Annotated in this window: 16 protein-coding genes; 8 read left to right on the top strand and 8 right to left on the bottom strand. The window is 39.0% G+C overall.

Annotated elements, in window-relative coordinates:
• Positions 1–194 precede the first annotated feature (194 nt).
• The 3 genes from QZ574_RS17595 to QZ574_RS17585 all read left to right on the top strand — a co-directional run bounded on the left by QZ574_RS17595 (position 195) and on the right by QZ574_RS17585 (position 3,123).
• Positions 195–767 (top strand): phosphoribosylglycinamide formyltransferase, encoded by a 573-nt coding sequence (locus QZ574_RS17595; protein ID WP_297091967.1) that lies wholly within the window; start codon positions 195–197, stop codon positions 765–767.
• A gap of 122 nt (positions 768–889) precedes the next feature.
• Complete coding sequence (locus QZ574_RS17590; protein ID WP_297091965.1) at positions 890–2,431, top strand: HAMP domain-containing sensor histidine kinase; 1,542 nt, start codon at positions 890–892, stop codon at positions 2,429–2,431.
• 2 nt (positions 2,432–2,433) lie between these two features.
• A complete protein-coding gene (locus QZ574_RS17585; protein ID WP_297091963.1) occupies positions 2,434–3,123 on the top strand; it encodes a response regulator transcription factor in 690 nt (229 codons plus the stop codon).
• Between the two features lie 80 nt (positions 3,124–3,203).
• Here the strand turns inward: QZ574_RS17585 and lepA are convergent, their stop codons facing one another.
• The 6 genes from lepA to kdsB all read right to left on the bottom strand — a co-directional run bounded on the left by lepA (position 3,204) and on the right by kdsB (position 10,416).
• Entirely contained in the window at positions 3,204–4,991 is a 1,788-nt protein-coding gene (gene lepA, locus QZ574_RS17580) for a translation elongation factor 4 (protein WP_297091961.1), read from the bottom strand.
• 77 nt (positions 4,992–5,068) lie between these two features.
• Positions 5,069–5,569, bottom strand: a complete 501-nt coding sequence (locus QZ574_RS17575; RefSeq protein ID WP_297091959.1) for a putative molybdenum carrier protein — start codon at positions 5,567–5,569, stop codon at positions 5,069–5,071.
• A gap of 162 nt (positions 5,570–5,731) precedes the next feature.
• On the bottom strand, positions 5,732–6,739 hold the full coding sequence (locus QZ574_RS17570) for an aldo/keto reductase (RefSeq protein ID WP_297091957.1): 1,008 nt from the start codon (positions 6,737–6,739) through the stop codon (positions 5,732–5,734).
• Positions 6,740–6,960: 221 nt separating this feature from the next.
• Positions 6,961–9,180 carry a phospholipase D-like domain-containing protein gene (locus QZ574_RS17565; protein ID WP_297091955.1) on the bottom strand — a complete coding sequence of 740 codons (2,220 nt, stop codon included), beginning with the start codon at positions 9,178–9,180 and terminating at the stop codon, positions 6,961–6,963.
• 78 nt (positions 9,181–9,258) lie between these two features.
• Complete coding sequence (locus QZ574_RS17560) at positions 9,259–9,606, bottom strand: T9SS type A sorting domain-containing protein (protein WP_297091951.1); 348 nt, start codon at positions 9,604–9,606, stop codon at positions 9,259–9,261.
• A gap of 72 nt (positions 9,607–9,678) precedes the next feature.
• On the bottom strand, positions 9,679–10,416 hold the full coding sequence (gene kdsB / locus QZ574_RS17555; RefSeq protein WP_297091949.1) for a 3-deoxy-manno-octulosonate cytidylyltransferase: 738 nt from the start codon (positions 10,414–10,416) through the stop codon (positions 9,679–9,681).
• 230 nt (positions 10,417–10,646) lie between these two features.
• Between kdsB and QZ574_RS17550 the strand changes: the two genes are divergently transcribed.
• From QZ574_RS17550 to secG, 4 genes are read left to right on the top strand one after another with little or no spacing between them, the layout of a single operon-like run.
• A complete protein-coding gene (locus tag QZ574_RS17550; protein WP_297091947.1) occupies positions 10,647–11,879 on the top strand; it encodes a sigma-54 dependent transcriptional regulator in 1,233 nt (410 codons plus the stop codon).
• Between the two features lie 3 nt (positions 11,880–11,882).
• Positions 11,883–12,398, top strand: coding sequence for an LptE family protein (locus tag QZ574_RS17545; protein WP_297091946.1), 516 nt, complete (start codon positions 11,883–11,885; stop codon positions 12,396–12,398).
• Position 12,399: 1 nt separating this feature from the next.
• Complete coding sequence (locus QZ574_RS17540; RefSeq protein WP_297091944.1) at positions 12,400–12,999, top strand: tetratricopeptide repeat protein; 600 nt, start codon at positions 12,400–12,402, stop codon at positions 12,997–12,999.
• A gap of 6 nt (positions 13,000–13,005) precedes the next feature.
• Positions 13,006–13,371 (top strand): preprotein translocase subunit SecG, encoded by a 366-nt coding sequence (secG, locus tag QZ574_RS17535; protein WP_297091942.1) that lies wholly within the window; start codon positions 13,006–13,008, stop codon positions 13,369–13,371.
• Between the two features lie 75 nt (positions 13,372–13,446).
• On the opposite strand, the gene QZ574_RS17530 is transcribed toward secG, so the two are convergent.
• Both QZ574_RS17530 and QZ574_RS17525 read right to left on the bottom strand, forming a co-directional pair.
• Positions 13,447–13,950, bottom strand: a complete 504-nt coding sequence (locus tag QZ574_RS17530; RefSeq protein WP_297091940.1) for a hypothetical protein — start codon at positions 13,948–13,950, stop codon at positions 13,447–13,449.
• A 164-nt stretch (positions 13,951–14,114) separates the two neighbouring features.
• Entirely contained in the window at positions 14,115–14,705 is a 591-nt protein-coding gene (locus QZ574_RS17525) for a hypothetical protein (RefSeq protein WP_297091938.1), read from the bottom strand.
• A 365-nt stretch (positions 14,706–15,070) separates the two neighbouring features.
• On the opposite strand from QZ574_RS17525, the gene QZ574_RS17520 reads away from it, so the two are divergent.
• The gene (locus QZ574_RS17520) at positions 15,071–15,349 is read left to right on the top strand and encodes a co-chaperone GroES (RefSeq protein ID WP_297091936.1); all 279 of its coding nucleotides are present in this window, start codon (positions 15,071–15,073) and stop codon (positions 15,347–15,349) included.
• Positions 15,350–15,354: the final 5 nt, after the last annotated feature.

Here is a 15,354-nt window from a genome sequence, read left to right as displayed (position 1 = left end):
ACGTCAGACATAATTCTTAATTTTAATTAATACTAAATTTTGTTTTAAATAATTCGCTGCAAAGTAATACATTTACGGTTTAAATCTCCAAGAAAAAAATTAAAAAAGATGTTAACGTAACCACGTAGATTACGATTAATTGCCTAAAATTGAACGATTTGTTTAAAAGTTTTAAAGTCTAAAGAAACGTTAAAATGGTAGAAAAGAGGATTGCAGTATTCGCCTCAGGCTCGGGAACCAACGCCGAGAACATATTTCAGTATTTTTCTGGTAATGAAAAAATTATCATCGATTCGCTATGGGCAAACAAATCGGATGCCTATGCCTTGGTAAGGGCAAAAAATAACGGTGTGGAAACCTTTATATTTGGTCGAGAGCAGTTCTATCAAACAAACGATGTTGTTCAAACATTAAGAAATCGTAAAGTGGACCTGATTGTATTGGCCGGGTTTTTATGGTTAATACCCGAAAACCTCGTTGAAAACTTCACAATCATCAATATTCATCCGGCGCTTTTACCCCGCTATGGAGGCAAGGGAATGTACGGAATGAATGTACACCGGGCAGTTGTGGAAAACAAAGAAGCTTTTTCCGGTATTACCATTCATTACGTAAACCAGAAGTACGATGAAGGTAAAATTATATTCCAAGCCAAATGCGAGCTTACACCTGAAGACACCCCCGAAATGGTTGCTCAAAAAGTACACGAGCTCGAATACCGTCATTTCCCGGAAGTAATAGAGAAAGTTTTAACTGAAAAGTTTTAAATAATGCGAAATTAAGGCTGTACTGGCTTGTGGTTGGTTAATTAATTTTACAAATCACTATATCCTGTTAAATAATGTTAAGTGCCATATAATCAGCATTTCTTTAAAATTATCTTTGCCGCATGAGTCGAAAAATGTTAATAACATTAATAGTGTTGATGGCTGTTGTGCTGTCGGGGTTGATATTGGTGCAGGCGTCGATGATAAAATCGGCAGCCGATATCAGGGAGGAGCAGTTTAATAAGCAGGTTATTAATGCTTTGGTACAGGTTGCACGGCAGTTGGAGGCCGATGAGGAATATATTGCCCGACAATATGTTCGGGAAGGACTAATTCCCGGAAGCGGTGCTAACGAATTCAATGGTGTTTTTCCGAGAGGAAATAAAGGTAGCTTATTGAATTTTCAGTTTTCGTTCTCTCAAAAGAAAGTGTACGGCCAGCTTGAAGAACGCTATCAAATGCAAAAACAAGATACGGTAAATGGTGGTACCGGCTTTTTAACCATTGAGCAATTATTGATAAGCCGACAGGAAAATGAACGCCGCAGGGAACAATGGTTGCGTGATGTTAACTGGAAGAATTTTGAAATTTTGTACCTGGAAGACAGACCGATTGAAAAACGTGTTGATACCACACGTTTGGCAGACCTTTTAACTTTGGCAATGAACCAGGCTGAAATAAGGCTGGACTATAAATACGCAGTTACAAATGCAACATTAGGGCGCGAAGATATTCTGGTTGGCGAAAAAGACTATCATATCGGGAAAAATACAAAAGAATTTAGTCAGCTATTGTTTCAGAATGATTACGGTGGCGCCAAACCCAATTACCTGAATGTTTATTTTCCACATCAAAAAGGATATTTATTTAAGCAAACCGGGCTAACAATTATCCCCACCATAATTTTAACCGGATTGTTGGTGGCAATTTTTGCCTACGCTTTGATGGTAATTATGCGTCAAAAAAAGTTGTCGAATATTAAAAACGACTTTATTAATAACATGACACACGAGTTAAAAACCCCGATTTCAACTATCTCCCTGGCCAGTCAGATGTTACAAGATGGCAGTATTGCTAATACACCATCAACTATCGAACATGTTTCGCGGGTTATCAACCAGGAAAGTAAACGATTGAGCTTTCAGGTTGAAAAAGTGTTGCAAATGGCTGTGTTTAACGAAGGTCGCTTAAAATTAAAATTGCGCGAATTTGACGCAAACAATATGGTACGCACCGTTACCGGTAATTTTGAGCTGCGTGTTAACAACAAAAATGGAGCACTTCATACCGAAATTTTAGCAGAAAACGCACTTATTAAAGGAGATGAGGTGCATATTACAAATGTAATTTTTAACTTGCTTGACAATGCAATGAAGTACAGCTCGGAAAAACCGGAAATTTGGGTGAAAACTGAAAACCGAAAAGGCCAGCTGCTTATTTCTGTGCAGGATAATGGCATTGGAATTGCTAAAGAACATCAGGCGCAGATTTTTGATCGGTTTTACCGGGTGCCAACAGGTAATGTACACGACGTTAAGGGATTTGGACTGGGTTTAAGTTATGTGAAAAAAATTGTAGACCTGCATAACGGTACAATTAAAGTTGAAAGTGCATTAAATAAAGGAACAAAGTTTAAAATTTATTTCCCACAAATAAGTAATTAACCATGGAACAAAAAACAAAATTATTATTAGCCGAAGACGACGAGAATTTAGGATTGTTGTTAAAAGAATATTTAGTAGCTAAAGGATTTGATGCCGAACTCTATCCCGATGGCGAAGCTGCATATAAAGGTTTTATGAAAGAGCATTTTGATATCTGTGTGTTGGATGTAATGATGCCAAAAAAAGACGGTTTTACCCTTGCCAAAGATATTCGTATAATAAATGCCGATATCCCCATTATCTTTCTAACGGCAAAAAACATGAAAGATGATGTTTTGGAGGGCTTTAAGCTGGGGGCCGATGATTACATAACCAAGCCCTTTAGCATGGAAGAACTGATTATGCGCATTGAGGCAATTTTGCGTCGTACCTCGCAGGAAGGACAAACCAGTGCTCAGCAGGTATTTACCCTGGGGAAATATACTTTTGATACTCGAAAGCAAACACTTAGCGAAGGCGATGATGCCGTAAAACTAACCACAAAAGAATCGGACCTTTTAAAGTTGCTTTGCCAGAATGCAAATAAAGTATTGGAACGAAACTATGCCTTAAAATCAATTTGGATTGATGATAACTATTTTAATGCACGAAGCATGGATGTATACATTACCAAACTGCGTAAACACTTAAAAGATGAGCCTTCTGTTGAAATAATTAATGTGCATGGAAAAGGGTATAAATTGATTGTTTAATACCATACCTTATACTAAATCGAAAACAAAAAAATGCCCGAATGAATCTTCATTCGGGCATTTTTTATGATGTGTTTTTGTTAGTCGAGTTTTAATACTGCAAGGAAAGCTTTTTGCGGAACCTCAACATTTCCAACCTGTTTCATTCTTTTCTTTCCTTTTTTCTGTTTTTCCAGCAGTTTACGTTTTCGGGTAATATCGCCTCCATAACATTTTGCAGTTACATCTTTTCGTACGGCCTTAACCGTTTCGCGAGCAATAATTTTCGCGCCAATGGCTGCCTGAATGGCTATGTCGAATTGTTGTCTCGGAATAAGTTCTTTTAGTTTCTCGCACATACGACGTCCAAACGGATAGGCATTATCAAAGTGTATTAAGGTTGACAGGGCATCAACCATTTCACCATTTAATAAAATATCAAGGCGCACCAGTTTGGCCGGTTTGTAGCCACTCATATGGTAGTCAAAAGATGCGTAACCTTTTGAGATACTTTTTAGCTTATCGTAAAAGTCAAAAACAATTTCACCAAGCGGCAGATTAAATACAAGTTCGGCGCGTTCGGCGGTAAGGTAGTTCTGGCTTATCAGCTCACCACGTTTATCGAGGCACAAGGTCATTACCGGCCCAATAAATTCCGATGCTGTAATAATATTGGCCCGAATGTACGGTTCCTGAATTTCTTCAACAGTTGTAGATGCCGGCATTCCCGAAGGATTATAAACCGTTATTTCACTGCCATCGGTAAGTTGTGCTTTGTACGAAACGTTAGGTACTGTTGTAATCACATTCATGTCGAATTCCCGTTCGAGTCTTTCCTGAATGATCTCCATGTGCAACAGCCCTAAGAATCCACATCTGAATCCGAATCCAAGAGCCGCAGATGATTCCGGCTCAAAGGTTAACGAAGCATCGTTTAGCTGCAGTTTGTCCATTGCTGCACGTAAATCTTCGTAATCATCGGCATCAATTGGGTAAACACCTGCAAAAACCATTGGCTTAACTTCCTCGAAACCTTCAATTGCCTTGTCGCAAGGTTTTTCAACATGGGTTATAGTGTCGCCAACTTTAACTTCTTTGGCGGTTTTAATTCCTGAAATAATATAGCCAACATCGCCGGGACCCAACACGTCGCGCGGCTGCATGCTCAGTTTTAATACGCCCACTTCATCAGCGTCATATTTTTTGCCGGTAGCAACAAACTTTACCAGGTCCTTTTTGCGTATCTGGCCATTTTGTATTTTAAAATAAGCTATAATTCCGCGAAACGAGTTAAACACCGAATCAAAGATTAAAGCCTGTAAGGGTGCATTGGGGTCGCCTTGCGGATGTGGTACCTTGGCAATAATATGGTCGAGTATTTCTTGCACTCCCTCGCCGGTTTTGCCGCTGGCTCGGATTATATCTTCCCGGTCGCATCCAATCAGGTCAATTATCTGGTCCTCTACCACTTCGGGCATTGCATTGGGTAAATCCATTTTGTTCAGTACCGGAATAATTTCAAGGTCGTTTTCAATGGCCAGATATAAGTTGGAAATGGTTTGAGCCTGAATACCTTGTGTGGCATCAATAATCAGCAGGGCACCTTCGCAGGCTGCAATCGATCTTGAAACTTCGTACGAGAAATCAACGTGTCCGGGTGTGTCAATCAGGTTTAATTTAAATGCAGTTCCTTCATGCACATAGTCCATCTGTATGGCATGGCTTTTAATCGTAATGCCACGTTCCTGTTCCAGGTCCATGCTGTCAAGCACCTGCGCATGCATTTCGCGTTCGCTAACTGTTTTGGTAAACTCCAAAAGGCGATCAGCCAAGGTGCTTTTCCCGTGATCAATGTGTGCAATTATGCAAAAATTCCGAATATTCTCCATTTACTACCTGTTAACAACCATTCCTTTAAATGGTTCCCTAAAATTTTGCGCAAAGATATTTATTTTTTGAAATAAAATCAGGGCCTGCTTTCTATTGCATATAATTTAATTTGAACGATCAGTTCTACAGCCAATTGATAGGCTTTTGGATAGGCTTCGGGCCATTCGCTTTCCCGAGGGCCTGCGATATGAAGGATTTGAATGTTATTGCAAATTAACCAGGAGCTTAAATGTTTTGGATTCATCTCAGGGTGTATGGTTTTTAGAGGACGTTTTAGCTCCCGGGCATAGTCTCCGGTTAATAGCGTGCCTCCTTTCGGTTGCCCCGGAGTTAGAATCAGAGTGCCATCAGAGTCGAACACATTTTGGCGCGTTCGGTAGCAATAGTCGGTTTCAGGCATTTCGGTTAAAGGATATTTTCGGGGAATTGTTCCATCTTCGGCCAGGCGGTTTTTGGGGCACCAACCCCCGCATGGAAATGAATTGGCAAGGCAGGCATCTAAAATTGCCCGATCAACTCCAGTTTGTCCTCCCGAAATTAGTTTCTGGCACGGTATTTGTAATTTTCCAAGTGTCATGAAAACAATTAAACTGAAAAGCGAAAAAGCTCGTTTTTTCAGGAAACAGATTAGAAATAGAAATACTTCACAGCAATTTGCTGTTTTTTCATAAGTTTGGTTTAGTTAGGTTTAGTTTGAATCCCGGTTGCAGAGGCACCGGGATTTTTCTTTGTATGCTATTTAAACTTCTTTCTTTTTAAAATATTCCAGTTTCCCGGTTAAGGCAATGTCGCGCACTTTATCAATAAGAGCCAGTTTTTGTTCTTCAGTTAGTGCAGTAAACGATCGTGCCAAAGCAATTTTCTCACGCATAAAGGTTGCATTCTCATTTCCCGAAATAAGAACACTTACCGGTAGCGACCATACAAAATGCATGGCCTCTTTAATGCTTAAATAATTTGGAATTAAAGGATCATCTGATGTCCAGTTTACTTTTTCTTTTTTTGCAAAGAATCTTCCGTCGGCTAATGATTTTATAGCAAGTATTCCCATATCTCTTTCCAAGGCTGGAGGAATAACGTTTTTGGTGAAACTGAAATAGGTTTGGTCGAGCACATTTACGGGCATTAATACGGTATCAAAAATGTCGCTTTCTTTTGTTTGATCGAGCATGCGGGTATGAGCATAAGGGTTCTGGTGGCCGGTGAATCCAAGGTATTTTATTTTGCCTTGCTGCTGCGCCTTTAGTAATACTTCTAAAACGCCATTTTTAATGCGGTTGTCCACATCATCAGGAGTTTGAATAGAGTGAACCTGGTACAAATCCAATTGATCTACTTTTAAGCGCCGAAGCGAGCCTTCGAGGTGTTCCTGAACGGTTTTAGCATCGCGTCCGGTCGACTTGGTCATCAGAAAAACCAAATCGCGATATTTGGGAGTGAGGTATTTTCCATAACGCTCCTCACTAACACCTTTTGAATAGCTTTCAGCGGTATCGAAAAAGCGCACGCCTCCTTCAAGCGATGCTTCAATAACTTCTTGTGCATCGCGCTCGGTTGTCCATCCGATGTGGTAGCCGCCGGTTCCCAACATGGTAACATGTTCTCCTGTTCTTCCTAATTTTCGTTTGGGCAGAACTTCGCCAAGTCGGTCGCGCGATTTCTGTTCGTTTCCGAGTGCTTTTGATGTTATTGCAATTCCGGCAGTTGCACCGGCTAACGATTTTAAAAAGGATCTCCTGTCGCTCATTGTACTTTAATTTAGGTTTTAATATACATACTTTCTTTTTCAAAAAAGGTTTTAATCCATAGTTAATTTAGGCACAATCATGTTTTGTTGGTTACGTATGTGTTTGATATTGAAAGGTGCATGAAAGAAAATTGTTCAATGACATGCAGTGAAGCTTAAAGCTCGGAGGTAATTCTAATTTACAAAGCAAAAAAAGGCTTTCCGGACGGAAAGCTTTTTTTCTATTTTTTCAGAATTTTATAAGAATTGGATGTCCCGTTTTTCAGCTCAACTTCTAAAATAAAAAGTCCTGTTATTTGATTTGGTAAATTAATTTCAGTCGCTGTTGTATTGGGGTGCCACTCCTTTATTATTGAGCCCGTTGAAGATACCATCGTTATTTTTACGATATTTTGTGTGGCACTTAAAGTTAGTTGACCTTCGGTTGGATTAGGAAATACTTTCAGGTCGACAGATGAAATCTGCAAGGCCGATAAAACAAGCGTTCCGTTATTTTGCTCGAAACGATACGCAAATTGCTGATAATACTGGTTTGCAAGATCAGCATCATGAATAATAAGCGTGTTTTCATCGTTTCTGTCGTTGGCCGAGTTGCTCCAGTTATGACTGCCGGTAATTACCTGCGGATCAGAATCGGGCTGCTGAGCATCAATTAAGGCTATTTTGTGGTGAAGAACACCGGCAGCAACATCATCAAAAATATATTTGTTATCCGGAAGCGTATTTCCCAGTATGTTATTCACGGTTTCTGTATTGTCGCCTGAATAATTTGATAAAACACTAACGTTAACTCCTCGGTCGTAGGCATCTGTAATGGCATTTGCCAAATCAGATCGGGTTATCAGCATGGTTTCAATACTCAAATCATTATCAGCAGAATTCATTGCATTAATTAGTTGCTGGTTGGTATTGTCTGATGGGCTGAAAAAACATTCCACAACGATGTCTCCAACTTGAATGGTGTGTGGTGTATTGTTGATCTTAGCATCTCCGAATTTTGCATTTCCAGCGTTTGGTTGTTCGTTACTGCTGCCCCACATTTCTTCAAACTCAAGTTCATAAACTCTTGCCAGCGCCTGGTCCTGAATAAAAATCATGTTGTTGGCATCAGTAAATAATTGTCCTTCGGTAAGGTTGGTTGAACCCGACCAAACCCATGCATCGTTTGGGTTGCTGGTGTTGGCATCAAAAATTACAAACTTGTTATGCATAAGTCCACCTTCGGCGAGCTCGGGACGTTCAAGTACCGGAATGTTGTTGTTTAAATAACTGGTGCTCACGTGAGCTGTTGACTCGCAAGTTATAAAACGTATGGTAACACCCCTGTTGTTTGCCGCATTCAGTGCATCGGTTATTTGAGCATTATTAATGTTGTAAATACAGAAGTCTATTGTTGCTTTGGCACGATTAATATAGGCGATTAAAGTGTCGGGCATTGCATTTCCTATATTCATTGCCGTATTTTTGGTCGCTTGGGTATCGTCGATGGCCGAGTTAAAATAAGCATTAATTTTTCCGCTTGAGTTGGATTTTGTTACAAATGCAGAAATGGCCGAGAAAGCAGTATCTGTTTCGGTGGCCGAAAAGGCCTGGACATAAATTATTTCAGCATCCTGCAAGCCAGTTATTTGCACCTGGTGTGTGTATTCGTCGTTGTTTTGAGTTGACGATCCACTTGCTTGCATATCCAGCGCAGATGTATTCATGGTTGAGCCATACCTGATTTCTGAAGTACCTTCAACATCAGTGTTCCATTCAAGGGTTATGGCGTTGGTTGTGGTGTTGATTGGATGAACAGCAGTGGTAAAATGAATACTGTTTCCGGAAATAAAGTCGTTGGCATCGCGTGGTAAAAGCTGATAACCTGTTCTGGTATCGTTGTTGGTCCAGGAGTATTGTGAACATATCGCAATAAGGTCGAATTCTCCGGTGGGAATCGCCTGCCCAACAAGTGGACTGCTCGAATTTATGCGAAGAACACCAGTGTCTGTACCATCTGTAAAATCGTAATTTTCATTTCCGGCAAATTGTCCTCCTGCATTTACAAACCTCACATTGTTCAGCTTTAATAGTTCGGCCTCGTAATCTTCTCCAATATCGCGGATGTTAATTGTTTGAGGGTTTGGTAATGCCACTCCCGAGGCATGTTTGGTATAGTTGCTAATTGCAGTAATTTCAAGCAAATTATTGAAATCGTCTAATTCGCCGGTAACGGTAACCGAGTCGCCTCGTTGCAAATTGGTTAAGGCATTGTCGTAAATGCCAATTCCTGCGGTTTTATCCTGGATGTATCTTATTGTCCCAAGCTCCGACCCATTGGTAACTGTTCCTGATATGGTAACAATAGCTCCGACTTCCTTTTTGCGGGCTTCATCAATACTAATTTGAGCATGTAGCCCATAGCTCAATAGAATAAAAAGAGTTAAAATGGTATATCTCACAACTTAAATTTTAATTTTCAGGTGAAAGTAATTAATTACCGTTGTAAAATACACCGAACAGTTAAAATTGTTCAAAATTTAATTGCGTGAAATCATCAGTTTTTTTGCAGTGTGTTTGTTGTCGCTTGTAGTTATCTGGATTATATAAATTCCATTCGGAATTTCGTTGAGTTGAAGCTGTACTTTGGGTAATGGGAAATCGTATTTTTTTAGAAATACTTGTTTCCCGGTAATGTTTGTCAGTCGGATTTGGCTAATCTCTTTAGAAGGATAGTCGATAGTTACCTTGTTGTTTTTGCATGGGTTTGGGTAGATATTTACCTGATTTTCAATTTTTTCCTGTGATGAAATTGTTTCGTTGCCAATTTGGGCATAAGAGGTAAATCCTATAAATACGGATAAAACAAGAAGTATAATGAATCTCATGGCTATATTGTTTAATTGTTTCCTGTGGCATGTAACACAAATAGTATGCCTGTTTATAACGACAGGAAAAAATTAAAACAGTTGCAATGCCTGGTCTAAATCTTCAGGTGTATCTATTCCAATTGTTTGGTAAGTGGTTTCTGCGGTTTTAATTTTATACCCATTTTCCAGCCAGCGGAGTTGCTCTAATGATTCGGCTAACTCGAGTTTTCCTTGTGCAAGTTTTGTAATTTCTTGTAAAACATCGGTTTTAAAGGCATACATGCCAATGTGGCTCCAGAAACAACAATGATTTTTTATCCAGTTTTTATTCTTCTCACCGCGAACATAGGGAATAGGAGAACGACTAAAATATAGTGCAAAATGCTTGTTGTTAAGCACTACTTTTGGCCGGTTCGGATTAAAAAGTTCCTCTTCGGTATCAATCTTTTTTACCAGGGTAGCAATATCAACCTCTTCTTTAAAACACGATTTTAATAAATTAATCTGCTCCGGGTTTATAAAAGGTTCGTCCCCTTGTATATTAATAACAACATCAAAAGTTCTTGATTGTGCTATTTTTAAGGCGGCTTCAGCACACCTGTCAGTACCACTTTGGTGCGATGGCAATGTTTTTACTACTTCTCCGCCAAATGCTTTTACTGTGGTATAAATACGATCGTCGTCAGTAGCCACGCAAACATACGGCAATGCTTTTGATGCATTTTCATAAACCCACTGAATCATGGGTTTATCTTTAATTATTGCCAGTGGTTTTCCCGGAAATCTGGTGGATTGATAACGGGCCGGTATTATTCCTATAAAATTCATAGCGAAGCGGTTTTGTTTTTGTTTCCGAAATAAATTTTCAGAAGTCTCAAAAGTATGAGGCTTCAAAGATAACAATCCCCGAAAATTTTTCATTTTAGCAAACAATATATTAATTCGTAGAACCAGGAATTCTTTATGCCGAATAAAAACTAAAAAAACTTAATTGTAACTGACTTTCTGTCATTGCAGGCGAAAAATTGTAAATTTGCACCCTGTTGACTGAATACATTATGGATATACAAACAATAAAACAAAGATTCGGAATAATAGGAAATACTGCCGGTTTGAACCGTGCAATTGAAGTTGCAGTTCAGGTTGCTCCAACCGATTTGTCGGTGCTGGTAACCGGCGAGAGTGGGGTTGGAAAAGAGATATTTCCACAGATCATTCATCAGTTCTCGAGCCGAAAACACGGAAAATATATTGCTGTAAACTGCGGAGCTATTCCGGAAGGAACAATCGATTCGGAATTGTTTGGTCACGAAAAAGGCGCTTTTACGGGAGCATTGGCTGACAGAAAAGGATATTTTCAGGAAGCTGACGGAGGTACTATTTTTCTGGATGAAATAGGCGAGTTGCCATTATCAACGCAGGTGAGGCTGCTACGGGTTTTGGAAACAGGCGAATTTATTAAAGTTGGGTCATCGCAGGTAATTAAAACCAATGTGCGGGTTATTGCGGCTACCAATGTAAATATACCGAAGGCAATTGACGAAGGAAAATTCAGAGAAGATCTTTACTATCGACTAAATACGGTGCCTATTGCCATTCCGGCATTGCGCGAACGGCCTGATGATATTGTTTTGTTATTTAGGAAGTTTGCCCGCGATTTTGCCGAGAAATACCGGATGCCACCAGTGCGTTTGGCAGATGATGCCCGAACAGCTCTGGTTAATTTTCGCTGGCCCGGAAATATTCGTCAGCTAAAGAATATTACAGAGCAAATATCAATTATTGAGCAAGAACGCGAAATTACAGCCGAAGCATTAAGTCCGTACCTGCCATTTGAAGGCGGGACAAACTTACCTGCTTTGTTTTCGCGGCAGGATGAAAACAAGTCGTTTGCCAATGAACGCGAGATTTTGTACAAAGTTCTTTTTGACATGAAGAATGATATGAATGACTTAAAAAAGCTGGTTTTGGATTTAATGGAAAACCGCGATGCACCCATTTCCGGAGACCAGGCTCAAATTATTCGTAACCTTTATGATACTGCCGATGGCAATTATGTGGCAAAGGATTCGGCACCGAACCCTATTCATATAACCTCGGTTGATAAAGATAACATACAAGATACCGAAGAATTTGTGGAAGAATCGCTTTCTTTGGCCGATAAAGAAATTGAGCTCATTAAAAAGGCGCTTGAAAAACATCGCGGTAAACGAAAATACGCTGCGCAAGAGTTAGGTATTTCGGAGCGAACATTGTACCGAAAAATAAAAGAATACGATATTAAGGGATAAGATATGCTGAAGAAACTATTGTTTATTGTTGTACTAGCCGGCCTGGTTGGCGCTATTGCCCCTTCGTGCAAGGTAAGTTATTCGTTTACCGGAGCCAATCTTTCGCCTGAAGTAAAAACCTTTACGGTGTATTATTTTCCAAACCGGGCACGTTTAATTAATCCAACACTCAGCCAGAGTTTTACCGAGGAGTTGCGCGAAAAACTTACCAGGCAAACTTCGCTAAACGAACTGTCGGAAAATGGAGATATTGAATTTGAAGGGCAGATAACAGGTTACGAATTTAAACCCATGTCGATCCAGAAAGAGGATATTTCGGCACAAACGCGCCTTACCATATCAATAAAGGTGAAGTATACGAACCATAAGGTCCCCGAGGATGATTTTGAACAAACCTTCTCGGCATACGAAGACTTTGACAGTAACCTTGCTATCAGTTCGGTTGAAGAAGAACTGAGTGTCGAAATTATAGATAAACTAACTGAGGATATCTTTAATGCAACCATTGCAAACTGGTAAGATGGAAAAAGAGCAATTTTATTCAATTGTAGCTGATGCGAAAGCATTAAACCACGAAACGCTTGATGGCTTGAAACAGCTTATATCTGATTATCCTTGGTTTACTGCCGGGTGGTTGCTCTATCTTAAAAACCTTAAAATTGTTGAGGCCGATGAGTTTCAATCGGTTTTAAAAAAGGTAGCTGTTATGGTACCCAGCAGAAAGGTACTTTTCCGCTATTTAAATGATGAAATTGGGCAAGTCTTTAAAGTTGAGCAGAATAAAAGTGTTTTGGCTGGTTATGAGTTGGAAGGAGAGCCCGAGCTGATGTCGGATAATTCGTTAATTGATAAATTTCTGTCATCAGGAGAACCCCGGATAAAAAATAATAAAGCAAAAACAGATATAGACAAAGGCGTTGATAATAAGTATTTTGTAGAGCGGTCGGTGCAGGAAGATGATGAGCTGGTTAGCGAAACCTTAGCTTCCATATATTTTCAACAGCAAAACTACGATAAGGCTTTGGAAGCCTATCAAAAATTAAGTTTGAAATATCCGGAAAAAAGTGTTTACTTTGCAGGCCGTATTAAAGAAATTGAATTAATAAAGAATAATAATTAGACGAAGATGTATATTTTAATCACTGTTTTAATATTTATCGTGTGTATCCTTTTAGTGCTGATTGTTTTGGTACAGAACTCAAAAGGTGGAGGCCTTGCCAGTAATTTTCAGTCGTCAGGCCAGGTAATGGGTGTTCGTAAAACAACCGATTTTCTAGAAAAAGGTACGTGGGTTTTAGCAGCAGCTCTTTTATTTCTTTCGGTGATTGGATCCGGGTTTATTCCGCGTGAAGAAGCTGGTATTGACCAAAGCCGTGTTCAGGAGCAAATTGAAACAGCCGTAGATCCCACACAGGTTCCTACATTCCCAACCACGCCTCCGGCAGCAACTGAAGAAACGCCTGCAAGCGAGGATGAAGGTGGTGATAATTAATTAGAAAAGTTTTCTTATTACATAGGAAAAGCCGTTCAGTACGAACGGCTTTTTTATTTCAATATACTGAAGCTGTTAGTCACTTTTGTTTAGTGTTTGTTCTTTTTCTACGGAAGTTATTCTTTTAGTTATATCATCAATAATCAGAATAATGTATTTTTCGTTTCGAAAATAGAAATGTCGTGTTGAAAACTGAAGATCTTTCATTTCCCGCTCTCCTTTTTTATTGAAAAACGGCCGTTGAATATGTTGTTTGTATACTATCGTGTTGTTTAGATAGGAATCAAATGCAGAAAGACGCAACTCGCAGGTGCAACATTTTGATGTTTTGCCGCAATCTTTTGCTTCTTCAATCTGATAGGCACAGCCAATAGCTTCTCCGCAAAGCAGATATAAAATATCTTCATCTGCTTTGTTCGAGAAAATAGTTTTCAGAACATCGTTAAAGGCCTGTAATTTCATGTCTTTATCAAGCAACAAAACACAGCTGGTAATATTATTCAGAATCATTTGCATAAATTCCCCTGATGTAGCTAACATATCAAAACTATGATTGGCCATTGTTTTTTTTGCATCCATTTGTTTATGGTTTGAAGTATTTCCAATAAAGTTACATAAAATGAGGCTCAAAGTCAATTCATTAACTACATAAAACTAAAGCGTAAAAAAATGGCTTTTTGCTTTTGCTTCTACCTTTTACCGAGTGAAACAATAGTTAAGAATATCAAAAGGCCAGCCCTTTTCTAAAGAGTAAACCGTGGGGCATGATATTCAGTTTCAATGAGCATGGGGATACTAACTTCTGCATTTTTGTTGATATTGAAATTTGCTGTTCCGTTTACCTGAATTGAAATATAATACCTGGGATTTTCATTTAAGCGGTTGATTAGCGGAGCAAGAATATCGTCTAAATTTACAGATTTGTTGGTGTTGTGCAAGGAACTGCCTGCCTGTAAAAGGTCAACCGTTTTAATTTTGGCATACAATGATTCGCCTTGTGTTTTGTAAGAAATGTTTAACTGCAACTTTTTAATGGTCTCGCTACTTTTTAACCACTCAAACGAAAGGGTAGAGCCGGTGCCGGGAATTATTTGCATGATGTCTCCGGGGCAACCCTTTAGTTCATTGCTATACCTTAAACAAAAAATGCCAATACCATTAAAGTCATAATTTTCAATGGCAGGGTTTGCGTTTTCATTAAATGTCGACAGGTGCGCTGTTATGGGAATGTCAATAACCAGATTTGTTTCTGTTAAATAGCTAGTGTCTGGTTCATCGCAGGCTAACATAGGTAGTAATACTACCCCAATTAATAGTAATTTCTTGAGTTTCATGGCTTTTAGTTTAAATGTTTCTATTGGTCCCGGGGTACTGGCTCTTGTTTTCCGACTTTTGAATTTACGATGATTGACGAGGAATGGTTTCGAAAAAGCAGTTATAAAATACTATTTAGTCTTATTAATTGGTGCAGGTGTAAAAAAGGGAAAATATTCTGTCAGCATGGCAGAGTTTCTGACAATGATGTAATTGTCAGTATTTCAGGTGTTAGTAAAGTGTTTTGTGGGGTGTTTTGTGTGCAAAAATGCAATTTTGTCCAGGTTTTAAAATGCATAAACAAGTTTTGTTGCTTGGCATAAAATATGTAATAAAGTGTGCGTTAAAAAGTAAAAAATATTTAATCATAAAAAACTAAAACAAAATGGCAGATTTAAAAGGTAAAATTCTTGCTGGAAAAATCCTGGTTCAACCACAGGAGGCAGAAGAAAAGACAGTAAGTGGAATCATTATTCCTGATTCAGCAAAAGAAAAACCACAAGTTGGCACAGTGGTATTGGTAGGTACAGATAAAAAAGATGAGCCAATGGAACTTAAAGTTGGCGATGTTGTTTTTTACGGAAAATACTCGGGAACTGAATTGAATATTGATGGTACAGATTATCTATTGATGTCTCAATCTGACGTTTTATACATTAACTAATTTAG

Origin of the sequence: uncultured Draconibacterium sp. (assembly GCF_913063105.1) — a bacterium.
GTDB lineage: Bacteria > Bacteroidota > Bacteroidia > Bacteroidales > Prolixibacteraceae > Draconibacterium.
This window is presented reverse-complemented; position numbering and strand designations above follow the sequence as displayed.

Bases quoted from the DNA above. Each gene is read 5' to 3' on its own strand.
- QZ574_RS17595 (WP_297091967.1), top strand. From the start codon at position 195: ATGGTAGAAAAGAGGATTGCAGTATTCGCCTCAGGCTCGGGAACCAAC.
- QZ574_RS17590 (WP_297091965.1), top strand. From the start codon at position 890: ATGAGTCGAAAAATGTTAATAACATTAATAGTGTTGATGGCTGTTGTG.
- QZ574_RS17585 (WP_297091963.1), top strand. From the start codon at position 2,434: ATGGAACAAAAAACAAAATTATTATTAGCCGAAGACGACGAGAATTTA.
- lepA (WP_297091961.1), bottom strand. From the start codon at position 4,991: ATGGAGAATATTCGGAATTTTTGCATAATTGCACACATTGATCACGGG.
- QZ574_RS17575 (WP_297091959.1), bottom strand. From the start codon at position 5,569: ATGACACTTGGAAAATTACAAATACCGTGCCAGAAACTAATTTCGGGA.
- QZ574_RS17570 (WP_297091957.1), bottom strand. From the start codon at position 6,739: ATGAGCGACAGGAGATCCTTTTTAAAATCGTTAGCCGGTGCAACTGCC.
- QZ574_RS17560 (WP_297091951.1), bottom strand. From the start codon at position 9,606: ATGAGATTCATTATACTTCTTGTTTTATCCGTATTTATAGGATTTACC.
- kdsB (WP_297091949.1), bottom strand. From the start codon at position 10,416: ATGAATTTTATAGGAATAATACCGGCCCGTTATCAATCCACCAGATTT.
- QZ574_RS17550 (WP_297091947.1), top strand. From the start codon at position 10,647: ATGGATATACAAACAATAAAACAAAGATTCGGAATAATAGGAAATACT.
- QZ574_RS17545 (WP_297091946.1), top strand. From the start codon at position 11,883: ATGCTGAAGAAACTATTGTTTATTGTTGTACTAGCCGGCCTGGTTGGC.
- QZ574_RS17540 (WP_297091944.1), top strand. From the start codon at position 12,400: ATGGAAAAAGAGCAATTTTATTCAATTGTAGCTGATGCGAAAGCATTA.
- secG (WP_297091942.1), top strand. From the start codon at position 13,006: ATGTATATTTTAATCACTGTTTTAATATTTATCGTGTGTATCCTTTTA.
- QZ574_RS17530 (WP_297091940.1), bottom strand. From the start codon at position 13,950: ATGGATGCAAAAAAAACAATGGCCAATCATAGTTTTGATATGTTAGCT.
- QZ574_RS17525 (WP_297091938.1), bottom strand. From the start codon at position 14,705: ATGAAACTCAAGAAATTACTATTAATTGGGGTAGTATTACTACCTATG.
- QZ574_RS17520 (WP_297091936.1), top strand. From the start codon at position 15,071: ATGGCAGATTTAAAAGGTAAAATTCTTGCTGGAAAAATCCTGGTTCAA.